Here is a 15,116-nt window from a genome sequence, read left to right on the forward strand (position 1 = left end):
TTACGATACCCAGGTCATTCACCCCGGAGCATTTCCATGAAATCCGCCATTGTCGCCACTGTCCTGCTTGCCCTTGGTGCCTGCACGCAGATGGATCAGTATTTTGACGGCAAGGTCGTCCAGGTGGACGGCAAGGACTACCTCGTCCGCCAGCTATCGACCGGCTCCTATCAAGCGATGCCGAACGAACCCGAGGCGAAATGGCATGTCGATGCGGCGGAATGGGCCTCTAACATCAAAGCCATCGAGTTGGCGACGGGATGCCCTGTCCTTCAAGGGTCGGTCCAGAACAACCGATCCGGCACGATAGCTGCTGTGCAGTGCTAGGCCGCTGTCTGCGTCGGCTGCCGAGAAATCGTTATCCGTCAGAGAACAGCCCTTGACGAACGGGACGTTATCCGATAGCTTACACCCATGAAGCACATCGCCTACACCAAAGCCGCCCAGAGAGCCCTTGCACGGATGCCGCGCAATACGGCGGCCCTGATCCGCAGCAAGATCGAGGCCTACGCCGCTGACCCTGCCTCGCAGGCGAACAATGTCAAGGCGCTTAAGGGCCGCGAAGGCATCAGGCTCCGGGTTGGTGATTGGCGCGTCATTATGGACGACCAGGGCAATGTCTTGGCCGTCTTGGAAATCGGCCCGCGTGGCGGGATCTACGACTGATAGGAGGCGAAAATGACCGAGATGGTTACGATCACCCGCGAAGAATACGACCGCCTGCGCGAAGCGGCGGAGGACTTGGCCGATCTGCAAGCCTACGACCGCGCCATGGCCGATCTGGCAAGCGGCGCCGAAGAACTGTTCCCTGCCGAAGTGGTCAATCGCGTCATCGACGGCGAAAGCCCCGTGAAGGTGTTTCGCGAGTATCGCGGCCTGTCGGGGGCTGATGCCGCACGGGCGGCGGGTATTCATCGTGTCCAGTGGCACGAAATCGAAACCGGCAAGAAGCGGGGGTCTGTTGATACGCTCAAGGCTATGGCAGCGGCGTTGCGGGTCGATCTGGATATGATCGCCTGATCAGTTCCAGCACTGCACGTTGTCGGGGAACGTGGTCGTCAGTTGTCCGCATGTCACAGTCGGCAGGCCCCAATTTGGATTGTTGGGCCATGTCGGTGCGACAATCGGCGCAACCGGAATGCCAGGATATGCCACGACAGGACGGCACGGGCACTGCGACACATGCGGGGCATTGCCGCACTGGCAGTTGGGGCAAATCCATCCGTGCATCTGGTGTCCTTTCGGGATTGATCCGCCCTTGGTGAGTTCGGACTGTGGGTCGTGCCGTTGAGTGGTCAGCTACTGGGCAGCTTCACCAAGGGGTCGGCATCCACGGTGATCGGCAAGCCCTCGGCTACCCGTGTCTGCCTGTGCGCCAATTCCGGCTGCGCCTATGGGGTAGCGTCCTACCCGTCCAATCCGAGAGGCCGGTGATGGCCCGATGACCTGTTGAGCACGGCCAGAAGTTGAAGCCGTTCGTTGCCTGTGAACCGGTGCTCTTTTCCGGCTTCCGTGCGCCCCATGTTGACTGGGGTGGCGATCAAGTCGCCCCGCGCTCAGGAAGATGCAACTGCCCAGACGGTTGTCCAGAATTTCGGCTATCAGCCCGCAGGCAGTCGGCCTAGATGCATCCGGCAAAGAGCGGTGAGGGTTTTGTGGGCTGATCAGACCCAACCGGATAACCCACAACCGCAGATGGCTGCTGCCTTGCCGTAGCAAGGGCGGATAGTTGTCACCTCAGCCGCCGCCTAAGATAGGCGCGGCTCCGATCTCTCGGGCCGCGCAGAATAACATCGTCAGCGACGTTCAACGTCGTTCGCCTCGCCGGGATATGAGGCCCCGACTTGCGCCACGTGAGTGCTACCGGCATGGCCGTTGTTTCTCGACGCTGCTGGAACAGCATTTATCACATGGCGCAAAGCAATTCAAGCCCTTGCGATCTTTTGCAGGCGAGACACCGCAACTTGCGTTTCGCTGATGCCCAGAAGCGACTGCGGCAGGATCAGTTTAGCGATGCCCGCATGAACGGTGGACACGTCAACGACCCAGCCTTCCATGATGCCGGATGCAATCCGCACCTTGTCACCTGGGGAAATGGTGCGCTTCTCCTTTTCCCGCTGACGGATGATTTCAAGCCGTTGCGGAACCTGCTCCATCTGGGCCATCACCTCATCGTCCACCGGCAAGGGGTTGCCATCCACCCCGATAACACGGGACAGCCAGCGGCACTCGCGGAGGACATCCCACTGCGGATAGCCAGTGAAGCGCGCAAAGATGTAACGAGGCACGATCTTGCCTTCATACTCGACGTAGGCCCGCTTGCCCCGTGCCAGCTTGCGCTTCCGATGCTCTGTTGGAAACCATGCCTCAATGCCTCGCTTGTCCAACCATGCCTGCGCCGAGGTTTCCTTCTGCGGTGGTGTCTGGAAGCCATACCACAGGGGCGGGGCTTCTCCGACCTGCACAGGGCGGCGCGGCTCTAGCGGGATCGTCTGCCCGATGAAGTAATGTGCGGTCATGCGTCAGCCCTCACGAATGTCGGCCACGGTTCAACGTGATCGAATGGGTTGATCCCAGCCTCTTTCGCAAGCAGGCCAAGATAGGGGTCACGGTTCACGCCCTGATAGTGCTCCCGGTCAGGGATCTGATCGTCAGGATCGGCCTTCTCCGCGTATCCCGTCGCCAGCAATTCATTCAGGGCATAACGGGCGCGATCTGTGATCTTCATTTTTGCGCCTTCGCCGCCGAATGACAGCTTGCAGCGGGCGCCGTTCAGATAGGCCAAGCCGAAGATGATAGCATCGTTGCTCAAGGTGCTGGTCATTGCGCGCTGTCTCCTGTGGGTGTGGCGGGGCGGGCGGACACCCCTGATTTTTGCCCGCCTGATGCCCTCTGGCTGGCCGGGGCATCGGTGGGGCCGGAAAAGTCGTTGCGCCAATCCTGCCCCTCTTCCAGCGGCTCCTGCGGCCAGTCCTCTTCGTCACCCGCGCCTAGCGCCCGGCACGCTGCGTCCAGTCCGTCGCGGTTGTAGGCGTCCCGGGCGGCGCGTTGGCTGTCCTTGCGTCCGTGGCGGTCTGTTTTAGGATCGCGCTGGCGTTTGTGTCGGGATGTGGGGTCGTAGGTCATGCGGCTTTCACCTTCATCAGATTGGCGTGCCATGCCTCGAAATCTGTCTCGATCATTTCGTAGATCGTGGGGTGCTGGCTGCGGAATTGATCGGCAGGAAAGCGGGGGCCTGCCTTCCACATGCCGCGCTCGTCATGCTGGATCAGCCAATGCCCATCCATCCAGCGTGTCGGGTTGATGCCGATGCGCTTGAAGTCGGCCCGGCTGATCTTGCCGAAACGGTTGACCCAGACACAGACGCGGATCGCATTGATCTTCCATTCGCCTAGCGTCACAGGCGCGGGTCTGCCAGCAACCACATCAGGAACATAGTCAGGTAGCTTCAACCGCTCCACGGGAGCCTGATCGAACCACTTTTCGCACCGCATCCACCTGTAACCGATAGTTGCAAGGCTGGCAGCCGTCACCCTTTCCGCATCGATGCAATCCGGCAGTTGGGGGTCGATGCTGAAAACAGGCTTTAGCGGCCCTTGGATCGCATAGCCGCGCCTGTAAAGATCATCATGGCGGGCGAAGGGCTGTTTCAGCGTCAGAACAGTGATGCCAAGTTCTTTTGCCAGCACTGCGTTCTCTGCCACGATACGACCGACCAAGACAGCGCGGAAATCTGGTCCCGAACTACAATATTTCCGACCATCAATGATCTGGGCCAGAACCTTTGCATTGAGCGTCAGCTTGGCCTCAACACCGATCTGGACGCCGCCGGGTCCGACAAGCACAATGTCGTATCCCGCCGTTTCGGCATAAGCAGTCCATTCTGCTGGCAGGGCCTCAATGAAAGCGGCGCACAAGGCAGCTTCATTGGTCCACTGAATTGCGTTGGCTTTCATCCCTGCCCTCCGTTATGCTGCTCCGGGTCTGTCAGTCCGTCCGTGAGGTAGGACATGATGCGGTCGATGCGGATCTCCGTGCCTGCCAGAGCAGCGACCTTGCGGGCGTCTGCGCTGTCGAAATAGCCGCGTGCATGGGCCAGTTCTGCGGCGTAGCTGCTCGTCATCATGTCCCTGCCGTTCTTGCTGGCGAACCGGCTGCGACGGGATGCCGCCACCAACAAGGCGCGGTATTCGCGCAGGGCCATGGTCAGCACAGAGGCCCAGAGATGGCGGTAGGGGGCGATCTCGGCTTCGGTCATGGTCATTTCCCGATCTTTGCGAAGGTGCGGGCTTGAGCGGCCATGCGCTCGGCCATCAGCCGGTCGTTGTATGCCGCCAATGCGATCCGCAGTTTGGCCCGCATCTCCTCGCTGGCATCAGGCTCAAGCCAGTTGCGCAGGGTGCGCTCTTTAACCTGCAAATCGCGCGCCATGAACGACACCGCAGGCCAATCATGCCCTCCGATACTGACAGGCTTGCCCTTGCCGCGATTGCGCTCCTTGCCCTTCCTGCCGATGCCGAGGCGGTCCAGGTTGCCATGGGTGCGAAGCTGGTAATACGCGGCTGCGCTGTTCACGCCCGCATCGTTCGCGGCCTGCACCGCATTGGTGTATCGCTTGCCGCGCCAGACGACTGGCGTTCCCGATGATGTTCCCAGACGGCTAAGATCGCCGTAGCGGTCGATGTGGTAGAAGATCGTGCCGGGTTTAACGCCAAAGACGCGGGCGGCTTCGGCTTGGGATGGGTAGATGATGCCGTCGGGGCCACGAACGGGTTGCGCGCGGGGGTGCTGGGTCATGTCGGGGTGGATGGTCACGCCTCGCCCCTCCGCCTGCGCTCGTTCTGGATGGCGCTGACGATACTGCTGTGATCGCGATGCAACGCCCGCCCGATCTGCGGCGTGGACATGCCATTGCGGTGCGCGATGTAGCAAACCAGTTCGCGGACGCGGCAGTCATGGGCCAAGCGGCTAGGCCCCATCACGGCGGCAAGGCTGTGCCCGGTCCATTCGCAGACCTCTTGGGCAATGGCGCGAACCGTGGCGCGGGGGTTGTTCATCCGATCAGCGGCAAGCTTGTCCGCGTCGGTCATGAAGCTGTGGGATTGGACGGTCATTCCTTCACCTCGGGAATGCGCTTGATGATGCTGGGGAACAGTTCGGCCACGCGGGCAGCGTTGCGGGCGCGGGCTTCTTCGGTGATGACGGGCTGCACATCGCCCGGCTTGGGAAGCGCGGCAGCGCGCGCGGCGTATTCTTCGCCACGGCGCTTCTTGAGGACGGCCACGATGTCACCGGGGTTCGGCTTGCGGCGGGGGTTTTCGCGGCGCCATTCGCGCAGTCCCCAGCGGACCTGCTCTAGGTGCCAGTCCTCCAACTCGTCAGCCCAATCGGCCAGGACGGCAGCCTTCAATTCCGGGGCAAGCTGTTCCTGCCAGTAACCTTGCAGGACAACCTCGACCTCAAATCCAATTCGGCTGCGATGTCTTGCGCATTCGTCCTGCGACATCGAGTTGGTCACGCAAGGCGTCGGTGCGGGTAATGGCGCGGTGATCCGGGCGGGAAGATCGGCGGTCATCGTAGTTCCCTTCCATGATTTTCTTGAAGTTGGCGGGCTTGGCTATCCAGTCGATGCCGAAGCCGGAGAACGGGCGGGCTTGCCCGAGGAATTCCGACGAGGCGGCTTTCTCGATGGCGATCCGCCACCCTTCGACGCCGCCTGCGTCCCTGATCCGACCGCTGATTGCCTTGCGGCGCGGTTGGTCTAATTGCTGGGGAATAGGCCAGCCCAGCTTTTCAGCCGTTGCGCGATAGGCCATGACGGCATCGGCAACTTCATCAATCGGCTTGTGATCGACTGCCAGCGACAGGGAAGCTTTAGCTTCCCCTTCTTCTATCTGGCTTCTGGCTTCTGGCTTCTGGGGCTTAACCCGGTCGGTTGCTTTTTGGTTATCCGACTGCTGATTGTCCTTGCTTTTACAAAGGACTGGGTTGCCGCCGTTCTTCCCGTTCTTCCGCGCAATGGCGGCTTTCTTCGCTGTCCGCGTCATTTTCCGCGAGTAGATGACGCCATCTTTCGTGCGGGAGAACACGCCTGCTGCTTCCAGTTCACCGAGCAATTCGGGGATCTGGTCAGAAGGGGCGCCTGCCAACACGGCGATCTGCGCATCCGTCGGGGACCGACCGGCAACGAGAAGGTGGCCGTAGGGAACGGCCTCATGCATCAGGGCAATCATCTCGATCCACAGACCGCGCGATGCCAAGCTGCACATCCGAAGGGCGGGATCAGACCGCCAGTCAGTAGGGTAAAACTTCAACCATGGGTCAGCCATTGGCCCCGCCCCATTCTTCAACGGTCATCGCGCCCTTGGAGAAGTTGCAGGTCTGGCACGCTACCGTTAGGTTTTCGGGGTCATCACTGCCGCCCCGCGAGTAGGGGAAGATGTGATCTATGTGGAAAGGCCCGTCGGTGTCGCCACAGTAAGCGCAAACGCTACCGTCCCGATCCATGACCTCGCGCCGCACACGAGCGGGCAGCGGCCTTCTTCCGGCGGTAGTCAACGCCAGGAATGCCATTTACGTTGTGGATTTCTGACCTTCGTAAACCAGAAGGTTAAGGCTGGAAATCTCGTCTAGGGCCGCTTTCATCCGGCGCTTAGACAGGCGGCAAACTCTCGCAAGACGCGCAAGATCCCACTCGGGAAGCCAGCCGCCCTTGTCGAACGCCACGGCCGAAAGGATGGTGTAGGCACCCAGTGCCTCAGTGGAAAGACCAACTGTGCCGCCCAAGAAGTGAACGACGTGCAGCGGCATATGGCTCTTGCTGCTCATTCTGCGTCCTTCCCCATGATCCTGTCGCGCAGGTCGCGGAAATCATTGGGTGTCCAGTTGCCCGGTTCGGCCATGATCTCGCGGGCCAGCAGGCAGAAGCCGTCCAAGCTGACCTCTGCCCAATCATCGGCGGGCCAAGCGTCACAGAAAGCGCTGAGAGGCACGGCAACGCGGGTCTGCTGGCGGACGAACCGGAAGATGACAGCGGGGCGCTTGCGGGCTGCCTTGGCGGCGGCTACGGCCTGCGTCTTCCATGAGCCGAGGCAGTTGACCCCTTCCGCATGGCGCTTGCACTCGATGACGAACGGGAAAGCGTCATCATCGGGGATCAGGTCGCCGCGCTCAGTGGCACGGTATTGTTCCAGGTCGCGGCGGAAGGTGATGCCGAGGCGGTCATGCAACTGCCCGGCAATCTCGTTCTCGTAGGTCGCGCCTTTGCGGCGGCTCATAGCGCTCATGCCCTATCCCCCAAACAGGTCTTGCTGGCGAACAGGCGATGGACCGCCAGATAACGCTTCCGAACCTCGTTGCTGCGGAAGGTCATGCGCTTGCAGCGGTTGGCGATGAAACGTGTCATGCCATCGCTGCTCGGCCCATTCTCGATGCTCTCGACAGGCGCGCAGGGGCTTGGTTCGTTCGTGACCTGGTGGGGCCACGAAACCGAAACAGCCGATGCCATTGCATCCGTCATAGTGACACCGCATGTCATGCGACGGCGCCGAACAGGTCGCCCACGCCATCCTTGCGGAAGTCGTCCTTGGCCTTGGCGATGTTCTTCACGGCCTGGCGGAAATAGGACTTCTTGAGTTCCGCACCGATGCCGCGACGGCCCAGATAGACCGGGCTGTAAACCTCGGAACCAACGCCCATGAATGGCGTCAGGACCGTTTCGCCGGGGTTGGTGTAGAGTTCGACGCAGCGATGGATGATGTCCAGCATCAGGGGGTGGACGTGCTTCACATCGTCCGGTTCACGCGCTTCCCCATCGTCCACAACCGCGCGGGCAGTCAGGCCGCATCCGGTTTTTTGGTTGTTGCTGGCGCGAATGTCCATCCAGGCGCTTGAGGCATAGCGGCGCCAGACATAGTGCGAGAACTTGTTTTCCTTCTGATCGCCATCGAAGTCGCGGAAACGGCGAACATCATCCGGCATGACCTCTGCGCCGAAGTAGCGAGTGAAGCCGCGCTCATGCGTGACCGGAACCTTGTTTTCCCCGCCTTTGCGGAAAAACAGGATATAGTCAGCATGAGCGATGCTGGACTTGGTGCTATCTTCGCAGATCGTTTGATGTGCCAGCCCGCGAACCATCGTCCGCAGCCGGACTTGAAGCGGTTCATTCCATTTCAGGCGGCGCCCGATGAATTTGAACCCGGCTTCCTCGTGCAGCTTGATGATGTTGCCGGGCAGGTCATGCGATGTGCCAACGGCATCCTCGCCAATGTCCATGCAATGCACGGCGTTGATGCGGCCCGGCTTGGTGACGCGATGAAGGTGCTGTATGAGGAAGCTATATTGCCGGTAGAACTGATCGTAGCTGGTGCAATTCGACATATCCCGTTCATCGCCGGAATACTGGAACAGCCCGGCGAACGGCGGCGAATAGACCGACAGGTCAACGGAAGTGGCGGGAAGGTCCGATACGACCTCGACACAATCCCCGTTATAGATGGCGTAATCGTCGGTGATGACTTGATCGGAAACGGCCATTGCTGGTCCTCCTAGAGCCACGCCGGAAGGCGGACGGCATCGGTTTCTGTGAAAATCCGCTTGTGTTTTTGCGCCGCGATCATGTGTTCCATCATTGCTTGGAACATCGCGTCTGCGGCTTCCGCCTTGCGCTTGCGCGACTTGGCGACGTTGGAAAGGCTGGTGGTGCCGATCTGGTGAACGGTCACGGGCCGCTTTTGCCCGAACCGCCAGAAGCGGCGCACGGCCTGATAATACTGCTCGTAGCTGTAGTCGTCGAAGTAGGTGCAGGCGGCAGAGTGCTGCCAGTTGACCCCAAGGGCCGCGATCTTCGGCTTGGTGATCAGATATTTGATTTCGCCAGCCTTGAAGGCGTGGAACTTCTCTTCTTTGGCGTCGTCGCTGTCAGCGCCGGACAGGTTGACCGCGCCAGTTATTGCCTCGGCCAAGTAGTCCGCTTCGGCGTTGAAGTGGCACCACGCCACGCCGCTGTCATGCTGCGACAGAAGTTCCGCAGCTAGGTCGCAGCGTTCCTTGATCGTTGCCTTGCGTTCTTCCCGTTCCATCGGCAGGCCCTTGACGGGCATGGCGAACAGTTGACCGTTCAGCGGCTTGCTTTCGATCTGATGCTGAATTTCGCGCAGTTCGGGCAGAACCCAACCGGCATCGCTGAAACCCATGTCGGACGGCTTTCGGATCGCCCGTGCCCACGATGCGACCCAACGCCAGAAGTGCGGTTCTGCATGACCCTTGAAGCGCCATTGCTGGCCGATATGGGCGGGGTGCAGAGTGTCATCGTTGGATTTAAAGAAGGTCTGCAACATGTCCATGTAGGCCATGTCGCCCAAGGCTTCCGACGATGTTCCGAGTTCGGTATAGTCGTTTGGCGACGGGGTTGCCGTGAACATGGCGCGGTATTTCACCTTGCGCATGAAGTCGGTGATATGCCCCCGAATGGCGCCGTCGAAGTTTTTGAGTATCGAACTTTCGTCGCAGACCACGCCCGCGAAGTCGTCGGCATTGAAGTAGTGCAGCCGTTCATAGTTGGCGGTGATGATGCCGCGCCCGGCAGGGATTTCCCCTTTCACAGAACGATAGGCGTCAATGCCGAATTTCTCGGCCTCCTCTACCGTCTGACTGGCGACGGAAAGCGGGGCCAATATCAGCACCGGGCTGTTGGTCTTGCGATGGACGTTTTCAGCCCACACCAGCTGCATGAGGGTCTTGCCCAATCCGCAGTCCGCGAAGGTGGCAGCACGACCCTGACGCAACGACCATTCGATCAGATGGGCTTGAAAATCGTAGCAGTTCGGGTTTTCATAGACTTGATCAAAGCCGAACTCGCCTGCCAGATGGGTCTTGCCTTCGACAAAGGCGCGATAGTCGGACATTCCGTTATCGGCAAAGTCTCTCATTTGCGACCTCGTAGGATGAACAGCCCCACAGCGCAGGCCAGCAGGATGCCGGAGGCTGGCAAAGGAACAGGGGCGATGGGCGGCAGGGGCGTGTCAGGCTCTTGCACGATGCAGCACGGGCTATCCGGTCCATCGGGCCAGCTAGGCCACCACGGGGTAGCGGGATGCCATGGGGTGACAGGGCCGGGAACGGTGCCCGTGACAGGCGGAGTGACCTGTGCCACGGTGACAGGCGGCAGGACCGTGCCCCAGGCATAGCCGGTCGGGAGGAAGTCGTAGGGCGTGATGGTCGGCTGATACTTCGCCAGGAACGCGGTATTGTCCGCTGGATAGGCCCGGTCGCCATAAACGCCCCGTTCGACATAGCCGGGCATGGGGCCAGCGCCGAAGTCGATCAGGCATTGACGGGACCAAGGGCAGGCAGAGGGGGATGGGAGGGTCATGCCGCACCGCCGTAGGTGAAGCGGGCGGACGGGTAGACGCGGACCCCATGATCATCCGTCAAGGTGCCATCTGCGTTGACGATGTAGGACCGGCCCGAAGTGAAAGCCGTGCCAGTCAGGTCAGAGCGGCAGACGACAATATCGCCGCCAGTGACCGTCATGTCGTCCAAGTAGAACGACCGGCAGGGTCGCGGAAATCCAGTCGTCAGACGGGCCGCTTGCTGGATGATCGCGCGGTCTGTGGTGGGGGTGGCAGCAGGGGCGCTCATGACCATGCCCTCAGTTCGTCAATGTCGTGATCCCCGGCTGTTCGCGTATGGACGTGATAAGCCCCGACCTCATAATCGGCTGTCATCTTGCGAACGCGGGTCATCCATCCCTTGAGGACGAACACACGAGATACGGACTGCTGGCTTTCGTCGATGCCTTCCGCGATTTCTTGCAGGGTCTGTTCCCAGCCATGGGTCTGACACCATGCCCAAGCGCGGAAGGCGATGGCTTGGGAACGGGGGGAAAGGCGCGGGGCGCTCATGCAGCGCCTCCTTCCAGCAACGCGGCCATGCGTTCGTTCGCGGCCAGCGAGTCAGCGACTTCCTTGCGCGCCTTGTCCCGGCAGCCGAAGCCAGCGGCCAGATCGGCAATTGCCTCGATGGCTTCCCCGTGTTCGCGGGCCATGGCGGCAGCGCCTCTCAACAGGCACGCGCCCTGTTCGACTTCCGGCAGCGACTTCGACAGCCAGCGGCGAACGCAGGGATCACCCACGGCATCCTCTAGCGCCATGATCTCGATCAGCGGCCAGTCCAGTTGCCCCGACTGGCGCTTGCTGATGCTGCCCTTGGACACGTCATGGTTCAGGCGAGCACCAACCAGAGCGGCAGCGGCATCAACGCCCCCTGCCCGGTCTATTAGCCCGCCCATGAAGGCGCGGATCATGGCTGCGTCATTCATGGCTTACCTGCGCAGAAACCGTGTTTCCTTGGCGGTCAGCCGCATCACGCCCATGTGAGAAGCGGGGAAGCCCGTGTTGTAGTGAGTGGAGTGTTTGGCGTGTCATCTTGGCCTGTGCCCGGTCTGGGTCGGTTGAAGACGTGCGGAGAAAGGGCGCGGCGACTTGATCTAGGCCGCGCCCTTGGATGTTTTTGCTTTTCTGGCTTGTGCGAGTTCGGCCAAAGTCAGGCGCTTTCCGCGCCTCTTTGCCGCCGCGATCAGGTCGAGGTCATAGTCAGCCGGGATGCGTCCGCGCTGCTTCCATGCGGCTACCGTCTGATACGGCTTGCGGAGGTCGGCAGCGAGGTCCGCGACCTTTGGCCAAATATGTGAGATATGCTCTATGCATATTACTATGCACCAAGCATTTTATGCGGTCAATGCCCTATGCATAACTTTCTACGCTATGCAAGCAGCATGGATACGCCAGGAAAACGATTGAAAGATGCCCGGATCAAGGCCGGGTTTAAGACGGCCAGGGCCGGAGCCGAACGGCTTGCCCTGCCATATCCAACTTACGCTGCCCACGAAAACGGCAGCCGGGGCATCCTCCCGGAAGAAGCTGCGCGCTATGCCAAGGCTTTCAAGACCCGCCCCGAGTGGATCCTGTATGGCGAGATCGGCCCGGAGCCGTTGACGGGTTCTGGAGAGCCTCAGCGCCCGCTAGCCCCTGTAGTAAAGTCCATATCGGACTCTCTGGATGGCTTAACCGAAGCAGAGCAGCGGATGATAGCAGAGACTGTAGCTCGGCATCGCGCGCTTCTCCGGCCCGATGAGACACAATCGTGACCAGCCTATCGGAAAGGTCGGCCATCGCCTCTTCCTCCGTCATGTCCACTCCTCGAAACCGCGCAATAAATAAGAACATAAGCGGAACATCGCCGGTTGATCAACTGTGCTGTGATGGCGGTCTTGTAAAATCCTGTGGGCAGAACGGTGTGTAGCTTGATGTCGCCGTGAAGGGCGACTTCGGCGCGGCCCGCCTGCTGGATGAATGGGCGCAGATGGTAGGGCAGCCGCTGGGATGGCATTGGATGAGGTGTAATAGGGGCTGTTGCGCACCCGGTGCGCAGGCCGAGGAACCAGCGTTGGGATCAGGGGTTGAATAAACGTAAAATTAAGCGGTGTGCGCTACAAATTTCTGGCGTTATGGGTGGGTCTTTCCTAACCTTGTTATCAGCGTCAGAGGTCATTGAGGAGAAAATGACCTTTCTTCCGCTTGGTGCATGGCTTATCGGAGGCCCGATCATATCTGGTTGGTGGGCTTACGAGTTTTTTTGCAATGGGGGTGATGATGAACAACAGTGAGAAGGCGATCTGCGCTGTCTGCATGTTCGTGGGATATGTCCTGCCTTGGACCCTCTTGTTCGTGGGCGCTGGCATTGCCTGGTTTGCAGACGACTCGCTATGGGAAACAGTGTCTGCTGCCCTGATCATTGTGTCGCTGATTGTGTTCTTGGTGTTGGCCTTCCTGGCCCACCTGTCAAACAATCGCGAAAAGCCCTGCCACTAAACGCAGGGTCAAATCCAAGGCCAGCCTAGCCCCGCCTCGCGCGGGGCTTTTTCGTAGCCACCTGACGGCCCGCCAGTCACCCGACTAGGCGGGCTTTTTCGTGCGCTTCCATTTGGTCAGGAAGGAAAGGTCCAAGTTGTCCAGTGAAGGGGTGGCGACCATCATCTTCGGCGCTACTAACCTGTATTGCACAGCCCAGGCCAAGTGACGGATGAAGGCGCCCAAATCGAGATAGTAGTTGGGGAAGGCACGCTTTAGGTCGATCACGCGGTTGACGTTGACCACAACGCTTTGCTGCTGCTCCGTTTCTTGCCTCATGTATTCATCCCCGATCAGCACGAACCCACGCTGAACCTCGACCATCAGCTTGCCTGTGACCGCATCCAAAGAAAGACGAAAAACATGAGATTGCGACGGTGCATTCGATGCCCGCTCGATTACTTCGTTGATCATCTTAAGATTTACTAGCGCGTTCAGGCTGCGGTCCATTTCATTGATCTGACGACACAGACCATGAGTTCCCTGGTAACCGTCAGGCAGCGGCAGTCCATCGCAAACGGCTAGATAGTCGCCCATCAGCGCCATTAACCGCAACCAGGACGCATCCCCTTGCCCCCCTTTTAGGTCTTCACCACGAACAGCGCCGATGGCCTCGATTGCCGTGGCCCATATGTGCTGCAAGCGAGTCCTGATCTGCAATTCAAGATGTTGGCCGATGTAAGGTTCTGATCTTCCAGTTCCACCGAAGCGCAAGATGGCATGAATGCCGCGATACCCGTCCGGCTTAGGCTCGGCCATGTAGTCACGCGAACGGTGAAACTCACTTGCGGAAGCGCCGTTCTTGTAAGCCTCAAAGACGTGGTAACAATCGGCAACCGAAGTCATCACAGCGCGGCACCCCGCCAAGTCTTGCATCCCCCGCAATGTGGCAGATCCGCGTTTCAACTTCTTGCGCACAGAAGTCATACGCTTAACACGACCAGCGGTCACGAAGCCGCCCTTGGCGATATGGTTAAGACGCATCCGCTCGGCCACCATTGGGTAAGCATGAGCCATGCGCCAGTTGTGGGCTGTCTTGAACGCCTCTCTGACCGCCTCATCGTTCACCCGGTCCAGCGGAATATCGGTTGCGAGAAGCTTTCCAGCCCGATCTATGGCGCCGAACGAAAACTGCCGAACCGGATAATCAGTCACGGGGATGCCTGCGAGGATGGATGCCTCCTCAGGATCAGTCAGAAGCACGTGATTCGACAATGCCAAAGCCTTTCGGGAACAGGCCACCTTCTGGCGAAGGATAGCACGTCCGAATCAACTCCACCAACCAAAACGCATAATCATATGCTTTACGCATTGACATGTAGTATGCGTTACGCATATTCTATCCTCATAGCCCGACCGAAGACGCCACGGCAGATCGCGGGCCAAGCAGCAAATGCAATTGGAGGATAACGTGACGAAATACATGACCCTTGCCGCCCTGCCCCTCGCTCTCGCGGCGTGTGCGGCCAACCCTGACAGCATCGCCCCGGTTTCTCTGGGCGCAGCCTACGCCACCCACGACTGCCAGCAGGCACGGACGGACCTGATCACCGAGCGCAACACGCTTGCTGCCCTTGAAGGCAAGCAGCGGGGCGCGGTTGCCGGGGATGCCATCGGGGTTCTCTTTATCGGGGTGCCTGTGTCCAGCCTGACCGGCGGGGACGTGGAGGGCCAGATCGCAGCCTCGAAAGGCAAGGTCATGGCTCTGGAAGCGCGGGTTGCCGCGTGTGGGGGTGCGCAATGAGTAGCGCACCGATCCGCTCCATCAAGGGGTTCGACGCTGATCTGAAATGCCGGGGTATGCAGTTTGAAGTGGGCCGCACCTACAAGCATGAAGGCGATGTTGAAGCCTGCGTTGGCGGCTTCCACGCCATTCCAGAAGATATTCATCCGCTCGCGGTGTTCAGCTTCTATCGCCCTGCCGGAAGCCGCTTCTGCGTGGTTGAGGTCAGCGGCAAGACTGACCGTGAAAGCGACAAGATTGCCGCTGAAATTCTGACCGTGCATCGCGAAATCGGTCTTGGCGACTTGGCTCAAGAAGCCGTGGATTGGGTGATGGCCCGCGCCAAGCATGAAGGCCCGGTTGCGGTTGAGGATAATGGTCTAGCCACCGCCTCGGGCTATCAGGGCGCAGCCACCGCCTCGGGCGATCAGGGCGCAGCCACCGCCTCGGGCTATCAGGGCGCAGCCACCGCCTCGGGCACT

At 60.1% G+C, this 15,116-nt stretch carries 26 protein-coding genes; 7 read left to right on the top strand and 19 right to left on the bottom strand.

Features of this window, described 5'->3' with window-relative positions:
* Positions 1-36: 36 nt before the first annotated feature.
* From ACFOM8_RS02045 to ACFOM8_RS02055, 3 genes are all read left to right on the top strand, one after another.
* Positions 37-327 (top strand): hypothetical protein, encoded by a 291-nt coding sequence (locus ACFOM8_RS02045; RefSeq protein ID WP_377758833.1) that lies wholly within the window; start codon positions 37-39, stop codon positions 325-327.
* A gap of 87 nt (positions 328-414) precedes the next feature.
* Positions 415-666 carry a type II toxin-antitoxin system RelE family toxin gene (locus tag ACFOM8_RS02050; RefSeq protein WP_377758835.1) on the top strand — a complete coding sequence of 84 codons (252 nt, stop codon included), beginning with the start codon at positions 415-417 and terminating at the stop codon, positions 664-666.
* Positions 667-687: 21 nt separating this feature from the next.
* Positions 688-1,020, top strand: a complete 333-nt coding sequence (locus ACFOM8_RS02055; protein WP_377758837.1) for a helix-turn-helix domain-containing protein — start codon at positions 688-690, stop codon at positions 1,018-1,020.
* A gap of 905 nt (positions 1,021-1,925) precedes the next feature.
* Here the strand turns inward: ACFOM8_RS02055 and ACFOM8_RS02060 are convergent.
* The 18 genes from ACFOM8_RS02060 to ACFOM8_RS02145 all read right to left on the bottom strand — a co-directional run bounded on the left by ACFOM8_RS02060 (position 1,926) and on the right by ACFOM8_RS02145 (position 11,305).
* Positions 1,926-2,519 carry a transcription termination/antitermination NusG family protein gene (locus ACFOM8_RS02060; protein ID WP_377758839.1) on the bottom strand — a complete coding sequence of 198 codons (594 nt, stop codon included), beginning with the start codon at positions 2,517-2,519 and terminating at the stop codon, positions 1,926-1,928.
* Positions 2,516-2,824, bottom strand: coding sequence for a hypothetical protein (locus ACFOM8_RS02065; RefSeq protein ID WP_377758841.1), 309 nt, complete (start codon positions 2,822-2,824; stop codon positions 2,516-2,518). Before ACFOM8_RS02065 ends, ACFOM8_RS02060 begins: the two co-directional genes overlap by 4 nt.
* The gene (locus ACFOM8_RS02070) at positions 2,821-3,126 is read right to left on the bottom strand and encodes a hypothetical protein (protein WP_377758843.1); all 306 of its coding nucleotides are present in this window, start codon (positions 3,124-3,126) and stop codon (positions 2,821-2,823) included. Before ACFOM8_RS02070 ends, ACFOM8_RS02065 begins: the two co-directional genes overlap by 4 nt.
* Positions 3,123-3,956 carry a hypothetical protein gene (locus ACFOM8_RS02075; protein WP_377758845.1) on the bottom strand — a complete coding sequence of 278 codons (834 nt, stop codon included), beginning with the start codon at positions 3,954-3,956 and terminating at the stop codon, positions 3,123-3,125. The genes ACFOM8_RS02070 and ACFOM8_RS02075 overlap by 4 nt, the downstream gene beginning before the upstream one ends.
* A complete protein-coding gene (locus ACFOM8_RS02080; protein ID WP_377758847.1) occupies positions 3,953-4,264 on the bottom strand; it encodes a hypothetical protein in 312 nt (103 codons plus the stop codon). Before ACFOM8_RS02080 ends, ACFOM8_RS02075 begins: the two co-directional genes overlap by 4 nt.
* On the bottom strand, positions 4,261-4,815 hold the full coding sequence (locus ACFOM8_RS02085; protein WP_377758848.1) for a hypothetical protein: 555 nt from the start codon (positions 4,813-4,815) through the stop codon (positions 4,261-4,263). Before ACFOM8_RS02085 ends, ACFOM8_RS02080 begins: the two co-directional genes overlap by 4 nt.
* Entirely contained in the window at positions 4,812-5,114 is a 303-nt protein-coding gene (locus tag ACFOM8_RS02090; protein WP_377758850.1) for a helix-turn-helix domain-containing protein, read from the bottom strand. The genes ACFOM8_RS02085 and ACFOM8_RS02090 overlap by 4 nt, the downstream gene beginning before the upstream one ends.
* Positions 5,111-5,518 (bottom strand): hypothetical protein, encoded by a 408-nt coding sequence (locus ACFOM8_RS02095; RefSeq protein ID WP_377758852.1) that lies wholly within the window; start codon positions 5,516-5,518, stop codon positions 5,111-5,113. The genes ACFOM8_RS02090 and ACFOM8_RS02095 overlap by 4 nt, the downstream gene beginning before the upstream one ends.
* Entirely contained in the window at positions 5,460-6,329 is an 870-nt protein-coding gene (locus tag ACFOM8_RS02100; protein WP_377758853.1) for a hypothetical protein, read from the bottom strand. Before ACFOM8_RS02100 ends, ACFOM8_RS02095 begins: the two co-directional genes overlap by 59 nt.
* Positions 6,322-6,573, bottom strand: a complete 252-nt coding sequence (locus tag ACFOM8_RS02105; protein ID WP_377758855.1) for an HNH endonuclease — start codon at positions 6,571-6,573, stop codon at positions 6,322-6,324. The genes ACFOM8_RS02100 and ACFOM8_RS02105 overlap by 8 nt, the downstream gene beginning before the upstream one ends.
* The gene (locus ACFOM8_RS02110) at positions 6,574-6,828 is read right to left on the bottom strand and encodes a DUF1376 domain-containing protein (RefSeq protein WP_377758857.1); all 255 of its coding nucleotides are present in this window, start codon (positions 6,826-6,828) and stop codon (positions 6,574-6,576) included. It lies immediately after the preceding gene.
* On the bottom strand, positions 6,825-7,286 hold the full coding sequence (locus tag ACFOM8_RS02115) for a putative PDDEXK endonuclease (protein ID WP_377758858.1): 462 nt from the start codon (positions 7,284-7,286) through the stop codon (positions 6,825-6,827). The genes ACFOM8_RS02110 and ACFOM8_RS02115 overlap by 4 nt, the downstream gene beginning before the upstream one ends.
* A 247-nt stretch (positions 7,287-7,533) precedes the next feature.
* Complete coding sequence (locus ACFOM8_RS02120) at positions 7,534-8,535, bottom strand: DNA-methyltransferase (RefSeq protein WP_377758860.1); 1,002 nt, start codon at positions 8,533-8,535, stop codon at positions 7,534-7,536.
* An 11-nt stretch (positions 8,536-8,546) separates the two neighbouring features.
* Positions 8,547-9,905, bottom strand: coding sequence for a hypothetical protein (locus ACFOM8_RS02125; RefSeq protein WP_377758862.1), 1,359 nt, complete (start codon positions 9,903-9,905; stop codon positions 8,547-8,549).
* 20 nt (positions 9,906-9,925) lie between these two features.
* On the bottom strand, positions 9,926-10,372 hold the full coding sequence (locus ACFOM8_RS02130) for a hypothetical protein (RefSeq protein WP_377758864.1): 447 nt from the start codon (positions 10,370-10,372) through the stop codon (positions 9,926-9,928).
* Positions 10,369-10,647 (bottom strand): hypothetical protein, encoded by a 279-nt coding sequence (locus tag ACFOM8_RS02135; protein ID WP_377758866.1) that lies wholly within the window; start codon positions 10,645-10,647, stop codon positions 10,369-10,371. Before ACFOM8_RS02135 ends, ACFOM8_RS02130 begins: the two co-directional genes overlap by 4 nt.
* A complete protein-coding gene (locus ACFOM8_RS02140; RefSeq protein WP_377758868.1) occupies positions 10,638-10,904 on the bottom strand; it encodes a hypothetical protein in 267 nt (88 codons plus the stop codon). Before ACFOM8_RS02140 ends, ACFOM8_RS02135 begins: the two co-directional genes overlap by 10 nt.
* A complete protein-coding gene (locus tag ACFOM8_RS02145; RefSeq protein WP_377758870.1) occupies positions 10,901-11,305 on the bottom strand; it encodes a hypothetical protein in 405 nt (134 codons plus the stop codon). Before ACFOM8_RS02145 ends, ACFOM8_RS02140 begins: the two co-directional genes overlap by 4 nt.
* A 390-nt stretch (positions 11,306-11,695) precedes the next feature.
* Between ACFOM8_RS02145 and ACFOM8_RS02150 the strand changes: the two genes are divergently transcribed.
* Together ACFOM8_RS02150 and ACFOM8_RS02155 are read left to right on the top strand one after the other, a co-directional pair.
* Positions 11,696-12,148: a helix-turn-helix domain-containing protein gene (locus ACFOM8_RS02150; protein ID WP_377758872.1), complete on the top strand. Its 453-nt coding sequence runs from the start codon at positions 11,696-11,698 to the stop codon at positions 12,146-12,148.
* Positions 12,149-12,650: 502 nt separating this feature from the next.
* Positions 12,651-12,872 carry a hypothetical protein gene (locus ACFOM8_RS02155; protein WP_377758873.1) on the top strand — a complete coding sequence of 74 codons (222 nt, stop codon included), beginning with the start codon at positions 12,651-12,653 and terminating at the stop codon, positions 12,870-12,872.
* An 84-nt stretch (positions 12,873-12,956) separates the two neighbouring features.
* On the opposite strand, the gene ACFOM8_RS02160 is transcribed toward ACFOM8_RS02155, so the two are convergent.
* Positions 12,957-14,066 carry a RelA/SpoT domain-containing protein gene (locus ACFOM8_RS02160; RefSeq protein ID WP_377758874.1) on the bottom strand — a complete coding sequence of 370 codons (1,110 nt, stop codon included), beginning with the start codon at positions 14,064-14,066 and terminating at the stop codon, positions 12,957-12,959.
* 238 nt (positions 14,067-14,304) lie between these two features.
* Here ACFOM8_RS02160 and ACFOM8_RS02165 point away from each other — a divergent pair, with 238 nt between their 5' ends.
* Together ACFOM8_RS02165 and ACFOM8_RS02170 are read left to right on the top strand one after the other, a co-directional pair.
* Positions 14,305-14,655 (top strand): hypothetical protein, encoded by a 351-nt coding sequence (locus ACFOM8_RS02165; protein WP_377758876.1) that lies wholly within the window; start codon positions 14,305-14,307, stop codon positions 14,653-14,655.
* Positions 14,652-15,116: DUF7666 domain-containing protein (locus ACFOM8_RS02170; RefSeq protein WP_377758878.1), on the top strand; the 465-nt coding region annotated here is incomplete at its 3' end. The genes ACFOM8_RS02165 and ACFOM8_RS02170, both read left to right, overlap by 4 nt.

Source organism: Paracoccus angustae (genome assembly GCF_042648745.1).
Classification (GTDB): domain Bacteria; phylum Pseudomonadota; class Alphaproteobacteria; order Rhodobacterales; family Rhodobacteraceae; genus Paracoccus; species Paracoccus angustae.

Bases quoted from the DNA above. Each gene is read 5' to 3' on its own strand.
- ACFOM8_RS02165 (WP_377758876.1), top strand. From the start codon at position 14,305: ATGCAATTGGAGGATAACGTGACGAAATACATGACCCTTGCCGCCCTG.
- ACFOM8_RS02050 (WP_377758835.1), top strand. From the start codon at position 415: ATGAAGCACATCGCCTACACCAAAGCCGCCCAGAGAGCCCTTGCACGG.
- ACFOM8_RS02110 (WP_377758857.1), bottom strand. From the start codon at position 6,828: ATGAGCAGCAAGAGCCATATGCCGCTGCACGTCGTTCACTTCTTGGGC.
- ACFOM8_RS02055 (WP_377758837.1), top strand. From the start codon at position 688: ATGGTTACGATCACCCGCGAAGAATACGACCGCCTGCGCGAAGCGGCG.
- ACFOM8_RS02145 (WP_377758870.1), bottom strand. From the start codon at position 11,305: ATGATCCGCGCCTTCATGGGCGGGCTAATAGACCGGGCAGGGGGCGTT.
- ACFOM8_RS02155 (WP_377758873.1), top strand. From the start codon at position 12,651: ATGATGAACAACAGTGAGAAGGCGATCTGCGCTGTCTGCATGTTCGTG.
- ACFOM8_RS02135 (WP_377758866.1), bottom strand. From the start codon at position 10,647: ATGGTCATGAGCGCCCCTGCTGCCACCCCCACCACAGACCGCGCGATC.
- ACFOM8_RS02120 (WP_377758860.1), bottom strand. From the start codon at position 8,535: ATGGCCGTTTCCGATCAAGTCATCACCGACGATTACGCCATCTATAAC.
- ACFOM8_RS02075 (WP_377758845.1), bottom strand. From the start codon at position 3,956: ATGAAAGCCAACGCAATTCAGTGGACCAATGAAGCTGCCTTGTGCGCC.
- ACFOM8_RS02080 (WP_377758847.1), bottom strand. From the start codon at position 4,264: ATGACCATGACCGAAGCCGAGATCGCCCCCTACCGCCATCTCTGGGCC.
- ACFOM8_RS02130 (WP_377758864.1), bottom strand. From the start codon at position 10,372: ATGACCCTCCCATCCCCCTCTGCCTGCCCTTGGTCCCGTCAATGCCTG.
- ACFOM8_RS02115 (WP_377758858.1), bottom strand. From the start codon at position 7,286: ATGAGCGCTATGAGCCGCCGCAAAGGCGCGACCTACGAGAACGAGATT.
- ACFOM8_RS02150 (WP_377758872.1), top strand. From the start codon at position 11,696: ATGCTCTATGCATATTACTATGCACCAAGCATTTTATGCGGTCAATGC.
- ACFOM8_RS02090 (WP_377758850.1), bottom strand. From the start codon at position 5,114: ATGACCGTCCAATCCCACAGCTTCATGACCGACGCGGACAAGCTTGCC.
- ACFOM8_RS02140 (WP_377758868.1), bottom strand. From the start codon at position 10,904: ATGAGCGCCCCGCGCCTTTCCCCCCGTTCCCAAGCCATCGCCTTCCGC.
- ACFOM8_RS02100 (WP_377758853.1), bottom strand. From the start codon at position 6,329: ATGGCTGACCCATGGTTGAAGTTTTACCCTACTGACTGGCGGTCTGAT.
- ACFOM8_RS02125 (WP_377758862.1), bottom strand. From the start codon at position 9,905: ATGTCCGACTATCGCGCCTTTGTCGAAGGCAAGACCCATCTGGCAGGC.
- ACFOM8_RS02065 (WP_377758841.1), bottom strand. From the start codon at position 2,824: ATGACCAGCACCTTGAGCAACGATGCTATCATCTTCGGCTTGGCCTAT.
- ACFOM8_RS02060 (WP_377758839.1), bottom strand. From the start codon at position 2,519: ATGACCGCACATTACTTCATCGGGCAGACGATCCCGCTAGAGCCGCGC.
- ACFOM8_RS02070 (WP_377758843.1), bottom strand. From the start codon at position 3,126: ATGACCTACGACCCCACATCCCGACACAAACGCCAGCGCGATCCTAAA.
- ACFOM8_RS02105 (WP_377758855.1), bottom strand. From the start codon at position 6,573: ATGGCATTCCTGGCGTTGACTACCGCCGGAAGAAGGCCGCTGCCCGCT.
- ACFOM8_RS02045 (WP_377758833.1), top strand. From the start codon at position 37: ATGAAATCCGCCATTGTCGCCACTGTCCTGCTTGCCCTTGGTGCCTGC.